The organism is Nocardia jejuensis NBRC 103114 (genome assembly GCF_001613145.1).
Taxonomy (GTDB): Bacteria; Actinomycetota; Actinomycetes; order Mycobacteriales; family Mycobacteriaceae; genus Nocardia; species Nocardia jejuensis.
Window position 1 is genome coordinate 38,201 of the sequence record NZ_BDBU01000025.1, and the last position, 19,599, is coordinate 57,799.

At 69.2% G+C, this 19,599-nt stretch carries 18 protein-coding genes and 1 other RNA gene; 10 read left to right on the forward strand and 9 right to left on the reverse strand.

From position 1 onward, the window contains the following. Nucleotides 1-76 precede the first annotated feature (76 nt). The 3 genes from NJ1_RS40595 to NJ1_RS20585 are packed head-to-tail and all read left to right on the forward strand — an operon-like array spanning nt 77 to nt 2,526. Entirely contained in the window at nt 77-544 is a 468-nt protein-coding gene (locus NJ1_RS40595) for a hypothetical protein (protein ID WP_067696907.1), read from the forward strand. Further along, entirely contained in the window at nt 544-1,500 is a 957-nt protein-coding gene (pip, locus tag NJ1_RS20580) for a prolyl aminopeptidase (RefSeq protein ID WP_067696909.1), read from the forward strand. Before NJ1_RS40595 ends, pip begins: the two co-directional genes overlap by 1 nt. After that, nucleotides 1,501-2,526 carry a CHAD domain-containing protein gene (locus NJ1_RS20585; protein WP_067696911.1) on the forward strand — a complete coding sequence of 342 codons (1,026 nt, stop codon included), beginning with the start codon at nt 1,501-1,503 and terminating at the stop codon, nt 2,524-2,526. It abuts the gene before it with no gap. Between the two features lie 3 nt (nt 2,527-2,529). Here NJ1_RS20585 and NJ1_RS20590 read toward each other — a convergent pair whose 3' ends face one another. From NJ1_RS20590 to rnpB, 4 genes are all read right to left on the reverse strand, one after another. Further along, complete coding sequence (locus NJ1_RS20590) at nt 2,530-3,978, reverse strand: RNB domain-containing ribonuclease (protein ID WP_084478563.1); 1,449 nt, start codon at nt 3,976-3,978, stop codon at nt 2,530-2,532. A 14-nt stretch (nt 3,979-3,992) separates the two neighbouring features. After that, nucleotides 3,993-4,172 carry a hypothetical protein gene (locus NJ1_RS40600; RefSeq protein ID WP_245717492.1) on the reverse strand — a complete coding sequence of 60 codons (180 nt, stop codon included), beginning with the start codon at nt 4,170-4,172 and terminating at the stop codon, nt 3,993-3,995. 497 nt (nt 4,173-4,669) lie between these two features. Continuing rightward, the gene (locus tag NJ1_RS20600; RefSeq protein ID WP_084478564.1) at nt 4,670-5,542 is read right to left on the reverse strand and encodes a slipin family protein; all 873 of its coding nucleotides are present in this window, start codon (nt 5,540-5,542) and stop codon (nt 4,670-4,672) included. A gap of 87 nt (nt 5,543-5,629) precedes the next feature. Further along, nucleotides 5,630-6,040, reverse strand: an RNA gene (rnpB, locus tag NJ1_RS20605) — RNase P RNA component class A. Nucleotides 6,041-6,070: 30 nt separating this feature from the next. Here rnpB and NJ1_RS20610 point away from each other — a divergent pair. Then, complete coding sequence (locus NJ1_RS20610; protein ID WP_067696915.1) at nt 6,071-6,958, forward strand: alpha/beta hydrolase; 888 nt, start codon at nt 6,071-6,073, stop codon at nt 6,956-6,958. A gap of 81 nt (nt 6,959-7,039) precedes the next feature. Here NJ1_RS20610 and NJ1_RS20615 read toward each other — a convergent pair whose 3' ends face one another. Beyond that, nucleotides 7,040-8,464, reverse strand: a complete 1,425-nt coding sequence (locus NJ1_RS20615; RefSeq protein WP_067696917.1) for a bifunctional RNase H/acid phosphatase — start codon at nt 8,462-8,464, stop codon at nt 7,040-7,042. A gap of 261 nt (nt 8,465-8,725) precedes the next feature. Next, nucleotides 8,726-9,463, reverse strand: a complete 738-nt coding sequence (locus NJ1_RS20620) for a zinc ribbon domain-containing protein (RefSeq protein WP_067696919.1) — start codon at nt 9,461-9,463, stop codon at nt 8,726-8,728. Nucleotides 9,464-9,629: 166 nt separating this feature from the next. Here NJ1_RS20620 and NJ1_RS20625 point away from each other — a divergent pair, with 166 nt between their 5' ends. Next, on the forward strand, nt 9,630-10,076 hold the full coding sequence (locus tag NJ1_RS20625) for an OsmC family protein (RefSeq protein WP_067696921.1): 447 nt from the start codon (nt 9,630-9,632) through the stop codon (nt 10,074-10,076). Nucleotides 10,077-10,360: 284 nt separating this feature from the next. On the opposite strand, the gene NJ1_RS20630 is transcribed toward NJ1_RS20625, so the two are convergent. Both NJ1_RS20630 and cobC read right to left on the reverse strand, forming a co-directional pair. Then, entirely contained in the window at nt 10,361-11,491 is a 1,131-nt protein-coding gene (locus tag NJ1_RS20630) for a Nif3-like dinuclear metal center hexameric protein (RefSeq protein ID WP_067697148.1), read from the reverse strand. A gap of 203 nt (nt 11,492-11,694) precedes the next feature. After that, nucleotides 11,695-12,894: an Rv2231c family histidinol phosphate aminotransferase CobC gene (cobC, locus tag NJ1_RS20635; protein WP_245717493.1), complete on the reverse strand. Its 1,200-nt coding sequence runs from the start codon at nt 12,892-12,894 to the stop codon at nt 11,695-11,697. A 44-nt stretch (nt 12,895-12,938) separates the two neighbouring features. Here cobC and NJ1_RS20640 point away from each other — a divergent pair, with 44 nt between their 5' ends. From NJ1_RS20640 to sigJ, 5 genes are all read left to right on the forward strand, one after another. Further along, nucleotides 12,939-13,454 (forward strand): low molecular weight protein-tyrosine-phosphatase, encoded by a 516-nt coding sequence (locus NJ1_RS20640; protein ID WP_067696923.1) that lies wholly within the window; start codon nt 12,939-12,941, stop codon nt 13,452-13,454. Nucleotides 13,455-13,513: 59 nt separating this feature from the next. Next, the gene (locus NJ1_RS20645; RefSeq protein WP_067697152.1) at nt 13,514-14,383 is read left to right on the forward strand and encodes an SURF1 family cytochrome oxidase biogenesis protein; all 870 of its coding nucleotides are present in this window, start codon (nt 13,514-13,516) and stop codon (nt 14,381-14,383) included. Between the two features lie 895 nt (nt 14,384-15,278). Continuing rightward, nucleotides 15,279-15,623: a YrdB family protein gene (locus NJ1_RS20650; protein ID WP_067696925.1), complete on the forward strand. Its 345-nt coding sequence runs from the start codon at nt 15,279-15,281 to the stop codon at nt 15,621-15,623. A gap of 488 nt (nt 15,624-16,111) precedes the next feature. After that, nucleotides 16,112-17,083 carry a cobalamin biosynthesis protein gene (locus NJ1_RS20655; protein WP_067696927.1) on the forward strand — a complete coding sequence of 324 codons (972 nt, stop codon included), beginning with the start codon at nt 16,112-16,114 and terminating at the stop codon, nt 17,081-17,083. A 363-nt stretch (nt 17,084-17,446) separates the two neighbouring features. Beyond that, complete coding sequence (sigJ, locus tag NJ1_RS20660; RefSeq protein WP_067696929.1) at nt 17,447-18,406, forward strand: RNA polymerase sigma factor SigJ; 960 nt, start codon at nt 17,447-17,449, stop codon at nt 18,404-18,406. A gap of 77 nt (nt 18,407-18,483) precedes the next feature. Here sigJ and ald read toward each other — a convergent pair whose 3' ends face one another. Continuing rightward, complete coding sequence (gene ald / locus NJ1_RS20665) at nt 18,484-19,584, reverse strand: alanine dehydrogenase (protein ID WP_067697154.1); 1,101 nt, start codon at nt 19,582-19,584, stop codon at nt 18,484-18,486. Between the last annotated feature and the right edge of the window lie 15 nt (nt 19,585-19,599).

Below are 19,599 nucleotides of genomic sequence, written 5' to 3' on the forward strand. Positions count from 1 at the left end.
CGCCGCCATAAATTCCTGGCAGACTCGTATCCGACGAAGCTCGAACGACCAGAGGGAAGTTATGCATCGCCGTTGGATGGACAGTCGCTGGGTTCGGCGTACGCCGCTGTTGGTCACCGCCGCAGCCGCGATCGCCCTGACCGCCGCGTGCGGGGGGAACCCCGCGACGACCGGATCCTCGCAGCCGCAGGGTTCGTCCGCACCACTGACGAGCTCGGGTAAGCCGGCCCCGTCGGGCAGCAATGCCCCGAACACCACCAAGGCCGGGGACAAGGTGACGGTCTCGGACGACGCCGCCAAGCAGCTGTGCGACATGATCCGTCCGCAGCTCTCGGACTGGCGCGTGCAGGGCCCGACGCTGGGCGGCATCGCGTACAACGCCACCGTGCACGAGTGGGCGGTGCGCAACGGCGGCATCAACATGCAGGTGCTCGGCGACAAGGACGTGATCGACCGACTCACCACCGCCAACTGCTCCGACGTCCGCGATCAGGCCATTCAGGCGCTCGAGATCCCGAATCTGGCCACGGGGCTGGCATTCTGATGCGCACCCTGTACCCGCCGATCTCGCCGTACGAGCAGGGCATGCTCGATGTCGGCGACGGCCAGCAGGTGTATTGGGAGGTCAGCGGCAACCCGGACGGGAAGCCGGTGGTGTTCCTGCACGGCGGGCCCGGTGGGGGCACCGCGCCGTTCCACCGGCAGTTCTTCGATCCGGCGGCGTACCGGATCGTGCTGTTCGATCAGCGGGGATGCGGGCAGTCCACGCCGCACATCGCGGACGGGGCGAGCCTCGAGCACAACACCACCTGGCATCTGGTGGCCGATATCGAGGCGCTGCGAACGCATCTCGGCATCGAGCGGTGGCAGGTGTTCGGCGGATCGTGGGGCTCCACGCTGGCGCTGGCGTACGCGCAGAGCCATCCGGAGCGGGTGAGCGAACTGATCCTGCGCGGCATTTTCCTGCTGCGGCGCAAGGAGATCGACTGGTACTACAATGGCGCTGCGGGGTACGTGTACCCCGACGAGTGGGAGAAGTTTCTGGCGCCGGTGCCCGCGGCCGAACGCACATCCGATCTGGTCGAGGTCTATCACCGCCTGCTGCACTCCCCCGATGCCGAGATTGCCACCGACGCGGCCGTCGCGTGGTCGACCTGGGAGGGTGCCACGAGTTCCCTGCTGCCCCAACCCGATCGGGTCGCCGAAACCGCCGATCCGCGCTTCGCGCTGGCGTTCGCTCGTATCGAGAACCACTATTTCGTGAACCGCGGCTTCCTGGACGACGGGCGGCTGCTGCGCGATATCGATCGCATCGCGCACATTCCCGGAGTGATCGTGCAGGGCCGCCACGACGTGGTGTGCCCGGCCGTGAGCGCCTGGGATCTGCATCAGGCCTGGCCCGGTTCGGAACTGCACATGGTGCCCGATGCCGGCCATTCCGCCTCCGAACCCGGCATCACCCACCATCTGGTGGAAGCCACGGACAAGTACAGGACGTAGATGAGCACCACAGCCGGTCCCGCGTTAGTCGCCGCTCTCGACGCCGATGTGGACCGGCTGTGTGAGGCCGAACCCCAAGTCCGCGAAGACCTTCCGGATTCGGTGCACAGTATGCGGGTGGCCACGCGCCGCCTGCGCAGCGTCCTCAAGTCCTACCGCAAAGTCCTGCGCCGCACCCCCACCACCGAGCTCCGCGACGAATTGCGCTGGCTCGCGGGGCTGCTCGGCGTCGCCCGCGATGCCGAGGTCCGCGCCGAACGATTCACGGCGCTGCTGAGCGAGAGCGGAATCGCCGTGCCCGAGGACGCCGAGCCGCTCGCCGACACCGAGTCACCCGGTAGCACAACCGACTCCGCCAACGCCGGATCCAGCGGCGATTGCACTGTCGCGGTCTCCGACAATGTCGTTCTACTCGCCGAGGAGAGCGCCCTGGGCAATACCGAGGTTCCAGGCGGGAAACCTTCTCTCGTCACCGATTTCGGCGCTCATCTGGTAGCCGTCGAACGCCGCGTCTATGCCGGGGCGCACGCGGCGATTCTCGACGGCCTGGACAGTCGCCGCTACCGCACTCTCACCGATCGCCTGCACGCGCTGACGGCCGATCCCCCGCTGCGCACCGCCCACGCCGAGTTACCCGCCGACGAGGTCTTCGCCGACGTCCTGCGCCACGACTTCCACGAACTGCGCCACCTCGTGCGCACCGAACCTGACCCGTCCGATCCGGCACGCGTGGAACACCTCCACGACATCCGCAAGGCCGCCAAACGCCTGCGCTACTCCGCCGAAGCGGCCAAGGCGGTCCTCGGCGACCCCGCCGCCACCCTGGCCCGCAGCGCCAAGAAACTGCAGGGCGTTCTCGGCGACCACCGCGACGCCGTCGAATCCCTCGCCACCCTGCACGCCCACGCCCCCGACCCCGTCACCCCCAGCTACCAGCGCATGTGCGACGCGGAGGAAGCCGCCGCCGCCAAGGCCCTGGAGTCCTACCCGGCAGCCACCGATTTCCTCCACCACCACCCGCTCTGACCGCTAGAGCTCGTCGGTCTCGTCGAAGGCGAAGGTGACGGTGCGGGTGGTGGGGTCGGCCTCGGTGAGGCGGACGGTGACCTGCGCGCCTTCGGACGGGGAGCCGGTGCATTTGGCGAGGACGGGTGGGGTGGGGATGAAGATCTCGGCGGGGCGGGTGCCGTTGGCTTCGCGCAGGACGGTGGCGTCGAAGTCGGTGCCGACCCGCGGAGCCAGGATGGTGGACTCGGTGAGGTCGACGCAGGCGCGTTCGAGTTTGTTCGCGGTGGCGTCGCTGCGGCGCATGGTGTCCACGACCGGGGAGAGACCGTCGGTGACCCACTGCGGGACTTCGGCTTTCGCGCAGTAGGCGAGGCAGACCTCGGTGGCGTAGCGATCTGCCAAGCGGCGCAGCGGGGCGGTCACGTGGGCGTACGGGGCGCCGATTCCGCTGTGCTGCACGGTGTCCGGGGCCTGACCGTCCAGGATCGTGTAGGTGGCTCCGCGCAGCAGGCTGGTGGCCTCGGACATCAGCACCAGGGTCGCGGGGGCGTTGGGGTCCAGGCCCGCGAGCACGCGCCCGGCGGAGTCGCCCTCGGGCCACGGCACCCCCATCGCGGCGGCCGTGCGGCGCATCGATTCGATGGCCGCGGACGCGGGCGGCGGCATGGTGCGCAGCAATCCGGCATGTTCGGAGTTATAGCCGTCCAGCATTATTCGAGCCGCGCACATGCCGGTGAGCAATGAGACCTGCTCGTTCCAGTCGTCGGCGGCGGTACGGGGTTCGAGCACCAGCTGCCAGTGGTCGACACCGGTTTGCTCGTCGTCGCGAACGACGCTCTGCGCGGGCAGCCGGAGATTGATCGCGCCGCGATTCAATCCGGATTCGATGCGCAGCCGCCCGAATTCCGGGAGAGCGGCGACGGAGGGGTGCAGGCGGCCGGCGTCGGCGTCGGCCTGCACTCCGGCGTAGTCGAGGCGGGCGCGCGAGCGCACCAGCGCCCGGGTCACCGTGGCGTGGAGCGGCTCGGCCTGCGCGTCGAGTTCGATGGTCCACAGCGCGGCGGCCCGGTCCTGATCGGGCAGCAGGCTCGCGCGGTTCTCGGACAGCTCGTGCGGGTGCAGCGGGACGGTGCCGTCGGGCAGGTAGAAGGTCTGGCCGCGGGCCAGGGATTCGCGAGCGAGCGGGCCGTCGGGAGTGACGAACGCGGCCACGTCGGCGATCGCGTAGTACAGGAGAAATCCGGTGGGGGTGCGCTCGAGGGCCAGTGCCTGATCGAGGTCCATCGCGCCGGGCGGATCGATCGTGACCAGCGGTATCTCGCGGCGATCGACCCGAATACCCGCGAACGCGTCGACCGCGTCGCGGGCTTCCGAGACGGCCTCGGACGGATAGTCCGAGGCCAATCCGAATTCGGTTCGGACGGCGCCGAAATCCACCGGCGCCGACACGATCCTCTGATGTAATTCCACTGAGTGCGCAGACCCTACTGCAGGGCCAGCATGGTGCCGTTCAGCTGATCGAACGGACCGTACACGGTGAACACCACCCGGCCTGCCGGATACTGCGCCGACAGCGCCGCCGCCGAATCCAGCGATTCGCCGAAGGAGGCGGCCGAGGGGTGCGGCAGACCGGCGAGGGTCTGCCCGAAGTGGGTGCTCGCCACCCACTGAGTGTCCGACGGAGTGAGATCAACCTGCACTCCGCCCGGCAGCGGAGTCACGGAGAACGCCGAAGCGGATCCGGCACCCAGCATTACCGAAACGGACGCGGCGGCGGCGAGAATCGCACCTGCTGCCAGTTTGCGAGCAATTCGCATTTAGTCGAGACCTGCTTTCCGACGAGAGTTCATGCCCTTCGCCCGCTGCGATCGCAACGGGACTTTCCGACGCGCAACACTTTATGACGTCGATCACGTTCTGTGCCAGTCGCGGGGGTAAGTATCACCCGACACGCCGAGCCGCGCCCGTTATGCGCAAGCGGGCGCGTCGCCATTGTCATCCACGTCGGCGTTCCGCGCACAGTGGGGATAGAGCGGCGTCCCTCACGTTCTGTCGCGCATACCGCCCGGCAGCGCCGCGGAAACGAACTTCAGCAGATAGGCGATCGCGAACAGCACCAGCACAGCCAGCGGCTGGATAAGCATCGACATCGTCGAGCTCCTCATCCTCGTCGATCGGGCGCGTCGAGTGCGTCCGAGGTATTTGCCGTATCTCCAGCGGGTTTCACCGTTTCCGGCAGCGGCCGCTCGGCGGGTCCGCTGCGAGTTTCCTGTGAATCGACGCGCTCCAGAAATCGCAGCAACTCCACAGGAAACGGCAGCACGAGCGTCGAATTCTTCTCTGCCGCAACCTGGACCACGGTTTCGAGGAAACGCAGCTGCAATGCCGCCGGCGCCTTCGACATATTCGCGGCGGCCTCGGCAAGCCGCTGCGACGCCTGGAACTCGCCCTCCGCGGAAATGATTCGAGCCCGCCGTTCCCGTTCGGCCTCGGCCTGGCGGGACATGGACCGTTTCATCGAATCCGGCAGTGCCACATCCTTGATCTCGACGCGATCGATGTGCACGCCCCAGCTCAGCGCCGGATTGTCGATCATCAGCTCCAAGCCCCTGTTGAGCTGCTCCCGATTGGACAGCAGATCATCGAGCTCGCTCTTGCCGATGATGGAGCGCAGCGACGTCTGGGCTACCTGCGCGATGGCGAACAGATAGTTCTGCACCTCGACGATCGCGCGGATCGGATCCACCACCCGGAAGTAGACGACCGCGTCCACCCGCACCGTCACGTTGTCCCGGGTGATGCCGTCCTGCGCGGGCACCGGCATGGTGATCACCTGCGTGGAGATCTTGCGCATCTTGTCCACGCCGGGAATCAGCATCGCGATCCCCGGATCGCGGACCGTGCGGACCCGGCCCAGCCGGAACACCACCCCGCGTTCGTACTGGGCCACCACTCGCGTTCCCGCCGCGGCGACCACGCCCGCGATCACGGCCACCGCCGCCAGCCACGCCAGGAGAATGAAGAGAACGTCCATGGTTCGCTCCGCGAAATTTGCGCCGCACCACGGAAATCCGTCGGTGCACCATCCATGATGGCACCGGCGGAGTGGCCCCGAAAGGGGCGGACGAGTCGGTCTGTAAGCCGGATCCTGTCCCCGGCTCGCACCGGGAGGCGACCATCCATCTGGACACACCGTTGCCGGGTGCCTCGAGCAGTCAACCCGCAAGCTCGGGCGAGCAGCCCTCGAACGCCTGCGCAGTCGCACTCTCGCGAGTGCGACCTTCGACCTTGCTCCGGGCGGGGTTTACCGAGCCGCGCCGGTCACCCGGCGCGCTGGTGCGCTCTTACCGCACCGTTTCACCCTTACCTCCGGCTTGCGCCGAAGGCGGTCTCTTCTCTGTGGCACTGTCCCGCGGGTCACCCCGGGTTGCCGTTAGCAACCGCCCTGCTCTGTGGAGTCCGGACTTTCCTCGACGAGGGGCGGCGGCATTCGCATGCCCGTTCCCTTCGCCGCGGCCGCCCAACCGACTCGTCCGCGGGCACCAAGGTACCGTAACGCTCCATGGAGCGTGTCGAGGTGGGGTTCTCTTCCGGTGGTGAGCAGTGCGCGGGGTGGCTGTATCTGCCGGACGGCCCGCCCAAGCCGCGCCCCCTGATCGTCATGGGGCACGGGTTCGGGGCGGACCGGGAAATGGGAATGGATCGGTACGCGCGGCGTTTCGCGGCGGCCGGAATGGCAGCGCTGGCTTTCGATTACCGGCATTTCGGTGCGAGCGGTGGCGAACCCAGGCAGATGATCAATATCGGACGGCAGCGTGAGGATTGGCACGCCGCGATCGCATACGCGCGTACCGTTCGCGGTATCGACGCCACCCGAATCGCGCTGTGGGGCAGTTCCTTCGGCGGGGGGCATGTGCTGTCGGTGGCGCCGGACGATCATTATCTCGCCGCGGTGGTCGCGCAGTGCCCGTTCACCAGCGGCTGGTCCTCCGCAATGGCCAAGGGCCCGATCAGTCTGGTGAAGACCGGCACCGTGGCCCTGACCGATCAGATCATCGGGCCGATCATCCGCCGCCCGATCACTGCCCGGTTGGCGGGCAAGAGGCATTCCGCGGCCCTGATGAGCGCCGCCGACGTTCCGGACGGATACGGCCGTCTCGCTGAGGAATCCGAGCAGTACCGCCCGAAAGTGGCTGCCCGCATAGGCATGTCGGTGCTGTTCGACGCTCCGGCCCGGCGCACCAAGGACATCAAGGCGCCCGTCTTCTACGCCGTCTGCGACAACGACTCGGTGGCGCCCGCGGGCCCGACCCTCAAGGCCGCCGAACGCACCAAGAACGCCGTGGTCAAGCGATACCCGATCGGGCACTTCGACATCTACTTCGACGACTGGTTCGAGAAGGCCGTCTACGACCAGGTCGAGTGGCTCACCCAGGTACTCCGGCCGTAACGAGAACGTCGGTGCGGGACCGGGTCCGGTAGCCCCGGACTGTCCCGCTCGGCGGTTCGGCAGTTCGGCGAGGCATGTCGGTCAGAGGTACGAGGTGTCGTTCACCAGGCGAACCGATGCACCGCCGTCCGGGTAGAACTCGGCGATCGAGAGCGATGCCAGGTCCAGATGCAGGCGGTAGAGGATCGAGGGGCCGACGCCTAGGGCGAGCTGCAGGAGCGTCTTGATCGGCGTGACATGGCTGACGACAAGCACATTCGCGCCGGGGTACAGCGCCACCAGATCGCGGCGCACGCCTTCGATGCGCTCGCGCACCTGATCGAAGCTCTCACCGCCGGGTGCGGGCAGCGACGGATCGCCGAGCCAGCGGGTGTGCAGATCCGGGTCCTGTTCGCGCGCCTCCTGGAAGGTCAGCCCCTCCCACGCACCGAAATCCGTCTCGATGAGTCCGTCCAGGACCCGCACCGGCAGGCCCAGCGCGCGCCCGGCCGCCTCGGCGGTCTCGCGCGCGCGGCCCAGCGGGGAGCACACGATCGCGGCGATGTCTCCCTTGCCGCCCAGCATCTTCCCCGCGCGAGCGACCTGCTCGCGCCCCAGCTCGGTGAGCGGCGGATTGCCGCGCCCCGAATACCGCCGCTCCACGGACAATTCCGTCTGACCGTGCCGCAGCAACAGCAGCCGCGTCGGCCGTCCCATCGCCCCGCTCCATCCGGGAGCCGTGCCGCCCGCGGCGGCGCCGGAATCGATCGACACCGCACCCGACCCGGACACCGCCGCACCGGAGCCCTGTCCGATCGACACCGCCTCGGGATACTCGGCGGGGTCCTCGGGCCTCGGGGTTGCCTCTCCGGCCGCGGCTGAATCCGTCGTCGCGCCGGTCGGGGCTGTATCCGTCGCTGCGCGGGTCGCACTCTGCTCCCCCGCCGCGCCCGACTCCCTCGCTGCGGCGGTGGCGGCCGAATTCCCCGTGGAGTCGGTCCGATCTCCACCGGAGGTGGTATCAGGTCCGGCCGAATCCCGCACCGCGCCTACCGATTCCGACGAGGCGGGCCGCGTCGATTCCTGGCCGCGCAGGGCGTCGCGGACCTCGTCGACGATGACGGCGTCGTCCATGGCCTCGTTCGCCAAACCGTCGGCGTGCGAATTCTCGGCGCGCGGAATCCAGGTGAAGCTGACGCGGTCGAAGCTGGGGAGCAGGCGGCGCGCACGGTCGGCCAGCGGAATCATGGACGGGTGCTTGACCTTCCAGCGGCCTGCCATCTGCTCGACCACCAGCTTGGAGTCCATGCGCACCGACACCTCACGCGCGCCGAGTTCGGCCGCGGCCTCCAGACCCGCGATCAGACCGCGGTATTCGGCGACATTGTTGGTGGCGGTGCCGATGAACTCCTTGCGCTCGGCCAGCACGTGCGCGCGGTCGGCATCCCAGACCACCGCGCCGTATCCGGCCGGACCCGGATTTCCTCGCGAGCCGCCATCCGCCTCGATGATCACCTTGTCCGTCACCGCTCACACCCTCCATGCCTGAAACCGACCGACGATCCGACGCTCGCACCGAATCGAGCCCGTGCGCTCGAGGCCGCCGCGGCCCTCGCACCGCAATCGGCTCCCGGCGTCCACACTCGATACCGCCTCGGCGAACCGGCCGAACGTTACTCCGGCACGTCCACCGGATCCCACCGGGCGGCGCCGCCGCGCGGTGTCCACCGAAAAATATTGCCGCGCAGGGACATTCATCCGGAGACAGTCATCCGGCGCGGCGTTGGATCACAGTCCGGATTGCTTGGTGCGCACCATGATCGAGTTGCACTCGGGACAGCGCAGCACCACATCGGGCGCGGTCTTGGCGATGCGCGAGATCTCACCGCGATCGAGTTCGATCCGGCAGGCGCCGCACTTGCGGGCCTGGATCAGGGCGGCGCCGACACCGTAGCCGGCGCGCTGCTTGTCGTAGGCGGCGAGCAGATCCTCCGGGAACGCGCCGGTGAGGGCGGCCCGGTCCGAGATGCAACGCTGTTGTGCGACATCGAGATCCGCGACGGCGTCGTCGCGACGGCGCTCGGCGTCGGCCAGATCGGCCGTGGCCTGGTCCAGGTTCGCGCCGGCGTGATCGTGATCGGCGGCAGCGGCCTCGCGGCGCTCCATCACGTCGATCTGGTCGTCCTCGAGCACCTTGCGGCGGCGCTCCAGGCTGCTGAGCTCGTGCTGCAGCTCCGAGAGCTGCTTCGCACCGACGGAACCACCGGTCAGCAGGCCGCGGTCGCGATCCTCACGCTTGCGGACGGCGTCGATCTCGCCCTCCAGTTTGCGGATGTCGCGGTCGAGATCGTCGATGAGGATCTCGACCTTGACGGCGGCGTCCTTACGCGAAGTCCGCTCGGCCTCCAGCCGCTGCACCTCCTGCTGCTCGGGCAGCACCTTGCGGCGGTGCTCGATCCGCGTCAGCTCGGCGTCGACGGCGGCGAGGTCGAGCAGCTTGGCCTGGATCGATGGTTCGGCATTCAACGCGGGGGGTCTCCTGGACGCTATGGACGGGTCAAGGCTCTCACCGTACCCGCATCGGCCGCCCCCAACGGCCAACCCTGCCACAACCAGCACTTTCACCGGGAGCAGCCCGCCGCCCACCGGAAAATCCCCTGCCGCGCGTTACCCGATGTGGCACTGTCGACGCATGGCAGAGCACGCATACGAGGTCGAGACCACCTGGTCGGGGGCCACCACCGGCTATCGCGCCTACTCGCGCAACCACGAGGTCTCCGCACCCGGCCGCCCGCCGATCCCCGGCACCGCCGACCCCAAGTTCCGCGGCGACGCCACTCGATGGAACCCCGAACAGCTGCTGGTCGCCGCCCTGTCGGAATGCCACATGCTCTGGTACCTGCACCTGTGCGCCGAGGCCGGGGTGGTGGTCACCACATACAGGGACAACGCGCTGGGCGTGATGGATGACGAGCGCTTCCGCACGGTGACGCTGCGCCCGCGCATCACGGTGACAGAACCCGCCATGGTCGACGTCGCCGAGCAGTTGCACTCGGAGGCCAACAAGAGGTGCTACATCGCGAACTCGGTGAATTTCCCTGTGGCGCATCAGTCGACGATCGTGGTCGAGTCTGCGTGATTCGGGAAATCCGGCCTGAGGCTCCACGATCGGCCGGATTTCGTCGGTTTTCCGCCGCGGCGCGCGTCTCCCGTGGAGCGGCAGGCCGCAGATCATCTACCGAGCTGTTCGACCGCGCCCGGCGGTGCTCGACGTGCTGTGGTCGGCCGTGCCCACAAGTCTGGCCGGGCGCCTGCTCGGCACATCACGAGGATCCGTTCGACTGCGGCATGCGGAGCCGCTGCGACATCGCGATCCGCCCTGTCTTCCCGGACACGATCGACGTCGGGCGGGACACGGAAAACTCAGCAGGTCGCTTCGCCGAGGGTCCACGGGTCGGTGCGGACGGCGGACACTCGGGTTTCCAGCGAGGGAAGGGCCGCCGCGACGATGCCCTGTGCCTGTGCGCACCAGGGGAATTCGGTGGCCCAGTGGGCGGCGTCGATGAGGGCTGGGCCGTTCGCGCGCAGGTGCTCGTCGGCGGGGTGGTGGCGCAGGTCGGAGGTGACGTAGGCGTCGACGCCGAGGCGGGAGACGGCGCCGAGGAAGGAATCGCCCGCGCCGCCGCAGACCGCGACGGTGCGGATGACGCGGTCCGGGTCACCCGCGGCGCGGATGCCCCAGGCGGTCTCGGGCAGGGCGGCGCGGACGCGGGCGGTGAACTCGCGCAACGATTCCGGGGTCGGGAGAGTGCCGATGCGGCCGATTCCCAGCGACGAGGGCACCTTCGCCCGTTCCGTGACGTGATAGGCCGGTTCCTCGTAGGGGTGGGCGGAGCGCAGAGCGGCCAGCACCGCCGCGCGACGAGCGGGCGGCGCGACGACCTCGACCCGATCTTCGTCGGTCGTGTACAGCTCGCCGACGGCACCCGCCGCCGGAGTGGCGCCGTCGAGCGGGAGGAACTGGCCGGTGCCGGATACCGTCCATGCGCAGTCGCTGTAGTTCCCGATCGCGCCCGCGCCTGCCACGAACAACGCCGACAGCACCGCGCCGGAGTGCGCGCGCGGCACCTGTATGACCCATTTGTCCAGCGCGGTAAGGGATTTCGGCTCCAGCGGGCCGGTGACGGTCACGCCGATGGCTTCGGCCAGTGCGTCCGAAACCCCAGGATCGGCGGAGTCGGCATTGGTGTGGGCGGTGAACAGCGCACACCCGGAACGGATCAGCCGGTGCAGCAGTGCGCCTTTCGGGGTGTCGGCGGCAACGGTGTCGACTCCGCGCAGCAGCAGCGGGTGGTGCACGACCAGCGCCTGCGCACCCCATTCGATGGCCTCGTCCACGACTCCGGCAGTCGCGTCCACCGCGAAGAGCACCCGGGACACCGGTTCGTCCGGGTCACCGGCCACCAGCCCGACCGAGTCCCACGACTCGGCGAGCCCGGGCGGATACGCCGCATCCAGCACCGCAATGAGATCCGTCACTCGCACCGACGTCACCACAACCGAACCTCCTCCGACACAGCCGTTCCCGACTTCGATTCCATCCGATCACGACCTGACCGCGCGCCAGGCTGATTCGCCGCTGCCGATCCGGCGGCGGTTCGGCCCACCGGCGAATGCGCCGCCTCGTTGCGACCGCCGCAGGATCAGCCCGCTGTGGCTGCGGCCTCGATGGCGTCCGGCAATCCGGCTGCGGTACCTCACAACCCGATTTCCCGGATTGCCGCGACCAGTCTGTCCACCTCGGCCGCGGGCCGTACCGCCACGCGCAGGAATCCCGCTTCCAGGCCGGGGAAGGTGTCCCCGCGCCGGACCGCGATTCCCTTGTCCGCAAGACGCTTTCGCAGCAATTCTGCATCAGGCACCCGCAGCAGCAGGAACGGGCCCCGCGCGGGTTCGTGCACCCCGATACCGAGTTCCCGCAGCCGGGGAATCATCGCGGCTCGATCGACCGCGATCCCCTGGGCCCGGCGCTGAGACTCCGCCACCGCCGCCGGGCTGCTGGTCGCCGCGATGGCCTCCAATTGCAGTGTGCCCAGCGGCCAATGCGGCCGGCCGCGATTCATGCGGGCCAGCAGATCCGGAGCCCCGAGCACATACCCGCATCGCAACCCGGCCAGCGCCCACGTCTTGGTGAGACTGCGCAGCACGAGCACATCCGGATATGACTCTCCCGCAATCGATTCCGGCTCGCCCGGCACGGCGTCCGCGAACGCCTCGTCCACCACCACGATCCGGCCAGGCCGCCGCAACGCCCGAATCCCCGCCACCCCGTGCAGCACCGACGTCGGGTTCGTCGGGTTCCCCACCACGACCAGATCCGCGGCCTCGGGCACGAGCGCCCCGTCCAACAGATACGGCGGCTCCAGCACGACCCGAACCACCGGCACCCCGGCCTCCCGCAGCGCCAACTCCGGCTCCGTGAAGGAAGGATGAATCACCGCCGCCAGTGAAGGCTCGAGCCGAGGCAGCATCGCGAACCCCTCCGCGGCGCCCGCCAGCAGCAGCACTTCCTCCACCCGCCGCCCGTGCCGAGCCGCCACTGCCTCCCGAGCCGCCGCCTCGTCGGCAGCCGCCGGATACCGCCCCAGCTCCCCCAGCCGTCGCGCCAGCCGTTCCCGCAACCACTCCGGCGGTGCACTCCCCTGCACATTCACCGCGAAATCGACCATCCCCGCCGACACCTCGACATCCCCGTGATGCCGCAATTTCTCCTGCTCCTCGGCACTCACCCCGGCCAGGGCCGACTCTTGCACATTCACCCCGGAAGCGACGGTCCCCGCCGACACCTCGACCGCGTCCGCACCCGTCGCCGCGTCCATCTCACGCCCCGGCTCGGCAGCCGATGGACGGCTGGCGATGGGGTGGGGTGGGCGGTTCGCCGCGGTGTCCTCGGGCACAGCAGAACACCCTACGTGGCCGCCTCCCGTGCGGACCGGACACAATGGCTGTCGTGGGCGAGCTGCATGTGACTTTCATCTGCACGGGCAACATCTGTCGATCCCCGATGGCCGAGAAGATCTTCGCCGCGCATCTCGAGCGCGCGGGTCTCGCGGATCGGGTTCGGGTGAGCAGTGCCGGGACCGGCAGCTGGCATGTCGGTGACGAGGCGGATCGGCGGACTACGGCCGAGTTGCGCGATCACGGGTATCCGATCGGGCATCGGGCCGCGGTGATCGATGCCGACCATCTGGACGCGGATCTGCTCGTCGCGCTGGACACCGGGCACGAGCGGGAGTTGGCGCGTCTGGGTGTGCCGTCCGATCGTCGGCGACTGCTGCGCAGCTTCGACCCGGATGCCGACGGCCGCGATGTGCCGGACCCGTACTACGGCGATCAGTCCGATTTCGTGCTGGTGCGCGAGCAGATCGAGGCGGCCGTGCCCGGCATGCTCGACTGGGTGCGCGAACAGCTCGGCGAGGATCCCGACTCCACCGGAGCGGCGGACGGTCACCGATGAGCGGCTCGACGACCCCCAGACCTGATGGTGGAACAACCGGTCGCAAGTCGGTGTCCGCGCTGCGTCGCCTGACCTTCCTGATGCGGCCGAGCTGGGTGATCCTGGCCGTGATCGTCGCCGGGTTCGCCTATCTCTGCTTCACGGTGCTCGCCCCCTGGCAGCTCGGCAAGAACACCTCCACGACCGAACGCAATCAGCACATCTCGGATTCGGTCGACGCCGCGCCAGTGGACGTGGCCACCACCCTCGGCGGTTCCGGCAAGAACACCGAATGGCGGCGCGTCACCGCCGATGGCGAGTACGTACCCGATTCGACCGTCCTGGTGCGCCTGCGTCATCTCGACTCGGCCCCCGCGTTCTCGGTGTTGACCGAGTTCCGGCTCGAGGACGGCCGCACCCTGCTGGTCGATCGCGGCCTGATCGCCGCGATCAACGGTTCGCGGGCCCCGCAGATCGCCGCCCCGCCCGCCGGTCCACAGCATCTCGAGGCGCGCATTCGTGCCTCCGAAGGCATCATCGACAGCAAGCCGCCGATGACGGAAGACGGCTACCGCCAGGTCTATTCGATCGACACCGAGCAGGCCTCGACGGTCCTGGGCGGCGTCCCCCTCACCCCGATCCCCACCGAATCGCGCGGCGGCTACCTGCAACTGGACAAGAACCAGCCCGGCAGCTTCACTCCCGTCCCGCTCCCCCAACTCGATGCGGGCCCATACCTTTCCTACGGCCTGCAATGGCTCGCCTTCGGGATCATGGCTCCCCTCGGCCTCGGCTATTTCGTCTACGCCGAAGTCCGAGCCCGCCGCCGCGAACGCGCCGAAGCCGCCCCGGAAACCACCGCACCCGCGACCCCTGCCGCACCGGAGCCCCCGAAGCCCCCCTCGAACGAGGCCCGGCTGGCCGACCGCTACGGCGGCACCCGCAACTGACCGGGTTCGATCACCTCCGGTAGTCGATCACCGGAGCGACACCTGATCGCCCGGGCGTCGGTGGCCGGTTCCGGGGGCTTCACCACCACGTGCCGCGCCCGGCTCCGACACCCGGGAAATCTCTTGCGACAGAACATCTCTCGGCATGCTCGGGCACTGGATCAGCGCAGCGCGTTCCCGACCGGGCTTCGCAGCGCCGCCGGATCCGGCAGGGCGGGCACGAGCAGCGCTCGATCGGAGGTCGGCAGGCAGGGCGATCAGTCGGCGAGCAAGGGCAGTACCCGCTTCGACTGGGATCAGCCTGGAGTCGGTCCGGGTCTCAGTCCAGGGCGGCCATCGAACCATCGGTGTGCGAGCCGGTCGGCGCCGTGGCCCGGGTGATCTCGGGACCGCCATAGGCGGCGCTCGAGGCTTGGCCCTGGTGCATCGACGCGGTGCGCAGATCTGTCGGCCAGACCGACGGCGTCCGAGAAGGCCGGACGAGGGCCGACTCGTCGGCGATGCCGTCCGGATTGCCGGGTCATCGCATGTCGAGACCACCCGACAACCCCTTGCGCTCGTGAACCGCGTGGCGCCGTGGTCACCAGTCATGAACCAGCACGTATGGCCCTGAAGTGCAGCGGAAACGCATACCGAGTCGGAGTGTCGGTGCCGAAACTCGGTGGCATGCCGCGCACCGGGCGCGAGCGAGACGGCTCGGCGACTATTTCCGGGCCGCTTCGCACTCCCGGGGGCGCGAGGGCGATAGCAGGGCGTCGGCGGCGAAAGAAGTGCGGTCCGTCGCGGGGTGGTCTCGTGCACGGGGTGAACGCACGGGTTGACGAAGGCCCCCCACAAGGCGGACACTGCTCACATACGAGAGCACTGCTCTCTACGAGCTTCGGGAGATCGAGTCATGCAGGAAATCTGGAAGTGGGCCAACCTCACGCTGGCGTTCGGGATGGAACTGGTCGCGCTGGGGGCGCTGGCGGTGTGGGGTTGGAAGACCGGCGATGGCACTCCGACCAAGCTCGCACTGGCGGTGGGTGTGCCGGTTGTGGCGGCGGTGGCGTGGGGGTTGTTCGCGGCCCCGCATGCGTCCTTCGGTAATCCAGTGCTCGCGATCGTCACCAAGGTGGTGGTTTTCGGTGGTGCGGCGCTCGCGCTGTGGGCCGTGAACTACCGGGCGGCGGCGGTCGTCTTCGTCGTCGTGGTGGTGACGAACCTGCTGGCGATCAAGCTCGGGCACCTGAGCCCGTGAGCACGGTGCGGCGGGCACCTTCCGACAACCTGGACCCGCCCGGACACGGATCGTTCGCGGCCGAACGCGATAGCGCACCGGCAGGTTTCGCGGCCCGGCCAGGCCGCGCCCGCCAGTTCACGGCCCGGCCCAGGCTGTTCGCCAGGCAGTTTCGTGGCCAAGCCCAGACTGTCCACCGGGCATTCTCGCGACCCAGCCCAGACTGTCCGCCCGGCATTTTCGTGGTCCAGCCCAGGCTGTCCACCCGGCATTCTCGCGACCCAGCCCAGACTGTCCACCCGGCATTTTCGCGGCCCAGCTCAGGCTGTCAACCAGCAGTCCGGTGGCCCAGTCCAGGTTGTCCACCGGCATTTTCGCGGCCCGGCCGGGCTGTCCACCTGCCAGTCTCGTGGCCCGGCGCGGGCTGCCAACCCGGCAGTCCGGTGGCCCGGCGCGGGCTGTGCACCCGGCATGTGAGGAGCCTCGGGCGCCTCGGTTAACCTCGCCGGATGCGTACGGGGACTTCGATCGCGGCCGGGCTGGTGCTGGGTTTCGCGCTGGATCGGGCGCTGGGAGATCCCAGGCGCGGGCATCCGGTGGCCGGATTCGGTTCGGCGGCAATGACAGTGGAGAAGGTCAGCTATCGCGACAGCAGAGCGGCCGGGGTCCTGCACGAAGTGCTGCTGGTGGGAACGGTGCTCGGCCTCGGGGTCGGGGCGCAGCGCGGTGTTGTCGCCGTTCGCGGCGGTCAGGTGTTGCTGACGGCGGTGGCCACCTGGACCGTGCTCGGCGGAACGACTCTCGCCGAGACCGGACGGGAGATGGCCGATCTGCTCGAGGCCGGAGATCTCGCGGGCGCACGGGAGTTGCTGCCGTCGCTGTGCGGTCGGGACCCATCGCTGCTGGACGCGGACGGGCTGGCCCGCGCCGCACTGGAATCGATCGCCGAGAACACCTCGGACGCGACTGTCGCACCACTGTTCTGGGGCGCGGTCGCGGGCGTGCCCGGACTGCTCGGATATCGCGCGGTCAACACCCTCGACGCGATGATCGGCTACCGCAACGACCGGTACAACCGCTTCGGCTGGGCCGCCGCCCGCACCGATGACGTCGCGAATCTGATCCCCGCCCGCGTCGCCGGAGCCATCACGACCCTGCTCGCTCCCGTGGTCGGCGGCCGCCCCGCCGACGCGTGGCGCGCCTGGCGTCGCGACGCGTCCGCACATCCGAGCCCGAATGCCGGTGTGGCCGAATCCACCATGGCGGGCGCACTCGGCGTCACCCTCGGCGGGCGCACCGAATACCGGCACGGCGTCGAACTGCGCCCCACTCTCGGCGATGGCCCGACGCCCCGAGTCCCCGATCTCCGCCGCGCGGTCCGCCTGTCCGAAGCGGTGCAATCGACCACGGTCCTCGCCGCCGCAGTCGTCGCCTTCACTCGCAGTCGTCGCATTCGCTCGCAGCCACCGACACGGTCGTAGCTCACCGGCCTCACCCGACAGCGCGCGATATCGGGCGAGCAGGCGTGGGCCGTGTTCCGCCGGCGCAGGTCCGCCGGAATACCCAGGAATTTCGCGCTCTGTTCGCGATCCGCATAACGGAGTACCGCTGTGGCCCGGACCCGCCGTCGCGGCACGACGCGTCTCACCGAAGCGGACCACCCGCATTCCGTGACTTCGTCGACCGCGCGGCCGCGCGGCCGCGCTCAGGATCATGGACGCCCGTACACGACCGAACCCCCGAAAGCAGCCGCGAACTGGGCGATGTCACAGTAGAGGCGTTGGTTTCGTCGTTCGGGTGTCAGTGGTTGCCGGAACGGGCGAGTGGGATGGAGTGAGGCGAGTATGGGTGGCGACGAGCGGCGCGGGGTACCGGGGCAGGCCGAGTTGGCGCGGCAGTTCGAGGAGCACCGGGGGTATCTGCGCCGGGTCGCCTACAGCACGCTGGGCAGTCTGAGCGACGCCGAGGATGTGGTGCAGGACGCGTGGCTGCGGTTGCAGCGGCACTACGAGAACAACACCGACGGCGAGATCGACAACCTGCGTGCCTGGCTCACCACCGTGACCGGCCGGCTGGCGCTGGACCATCTGGGTTCGGCGCGTGCGCGCCGCGAGCAGTACGTCGGCGAATGGCTGCCGGAGCCGGAGATCACCTCCTGGGACGACCCGGCCGACCGGGTCTCGCAGGACGAGCGGGTCACCACCGCGCTGCTGGTGGTGCTGGAATCGTTGTCGCCCGCCGAGCGCACGGCGTTCGTCCTGCAGGACGTGTTCGGCATGACCGGACCCGAGGTCGCCGAGGTGGTCGGCCGCACCCCGGCGGCGGTGCGGCAGTTGGCATCTCGCGCGCGCAAGCACGTGGAGTCGGGCACCCCGCGCTTCCCCGCCAGCCCGCAGGAGCAGGAGCAGGTGGTCTCCGCGTTCGCGCTCGCATGGCGCTCGGGTGATCTGAGTTCCCTACTGGGCGTGCTGGATTCGAACGTCACCTTCACCTCCGACGGGGGCGGCAAGGTCACCGCGTTCCGCGATCCGATGCACGGCGCGGAGTCCGTGGCCAAGGCCCTGCTCGGCTTCCTGCGCTTCTCGGCACAGGTCGGCGGCGCATGGGGTCGCTCGGTGCTGGTCAACGGGCAGCCGGGCCTGGTGGTGTTCGACGGCAAGAACACCGGCGTCTTCTCGTTCACCATCGACAACGGGCGCATCACCAATATCGATGTGGTCCGCAATCCGGACAAGCTGCACAACCTGCCGAACGAGGGCGAGCCGGACTGGCCGCTCGGTGAGAACCTGGCCGAGCAGGACTGAGCACCGGCACCGTTCGAGCACCGAACAGCCGAGCGCCGCAACCGGATCCGATCCGATCCGATTGCGGCGCTCGTGTCTCAGCTGCCGACGGGATGCACTCCGTGCGCCGCCGCGACCTCGGGCGAATACAGTCGTCCCGCATCGGCCGTCAGTCCGCGCGCCAATCCGGGATCGGCGTCGCACGCGGCCCGCCACCCGTGATCGGCGATGGCGAGCGCATACGGCAGGGTGACGTTGGTGAGCGCCACCGTGGAGGTGTGCGGCACCGCCCCGGGCATGTTCGCCACGCAGTAGAACACCGAATCCGCCACCCGGAAAGTCGGTTTCGAGTGCGTGGTGGGATGCGAACTCTGGAAGCATCCGCCCTGGTCGATCGCGATGTCGACCAGCACCGAACCGGGTCGCATCCGGGCGACCAGCGTGTCCGGCACCAGTTTCGGCGCGCGAGCCCCGGGGACCAGCACCGACCCGATCACCAGATCGGCACTCAGCACGGCCTTCTCGACCTCCGCCGCATTGGATCCGAGCGTGGTGATCCGTCCGCCGAACCGCGCGTCCAATTCCCGCAGTCGCGCGATATTGGTGTCCAGCACCGTGACTCGCGCGCCCATGCCGACGGCGACGGCCGCCGAGTTGCTTCCGGCCACCCCGCCGCCGAGCACCACCACATCGGCCGGGCGCACCCCCGGCACCCCACCCAGCAGCACACCCGCCCCGCCCTGCGGTGACATCAGGTGCACGGCCCCGACCTGGGTTCCGAGCTTTCCCGCGACCTCGCTCATCGGAGCCAGCAGGGGCAGCGTGCCGTCCGGAGACCGGACCGTCTCATAGGCGATGGCGGTGATTCCGGAGTTCAGAATCGCATCGGTGCACTCCCGCGATGCGGCCAGATGCAGGAACGTGAACAGCACCTGCCCCGCCCGCATGCGCGGATACTCCTGTGCGATCGGCTCTTTCACCTTCACCACCAGATCGGCGGCATCCCACACCTCCGCGGCGCCGGGCGTGATCCACGCGCCCGCCGCCCGGTAGGCATCGTCGGCGAATCCCGACCCCGCCCCCGCCCCGGCCTGCACCAGCACCTCGTGCCCGTGCCGCACCAACTCCCCGGCGCCGGCCGGTGTCAGCGCGACCCGATACTCCTGCTCCTTGACCTCCTGTGGAACCCCGATCCTCATACCGCCATCGTTGCC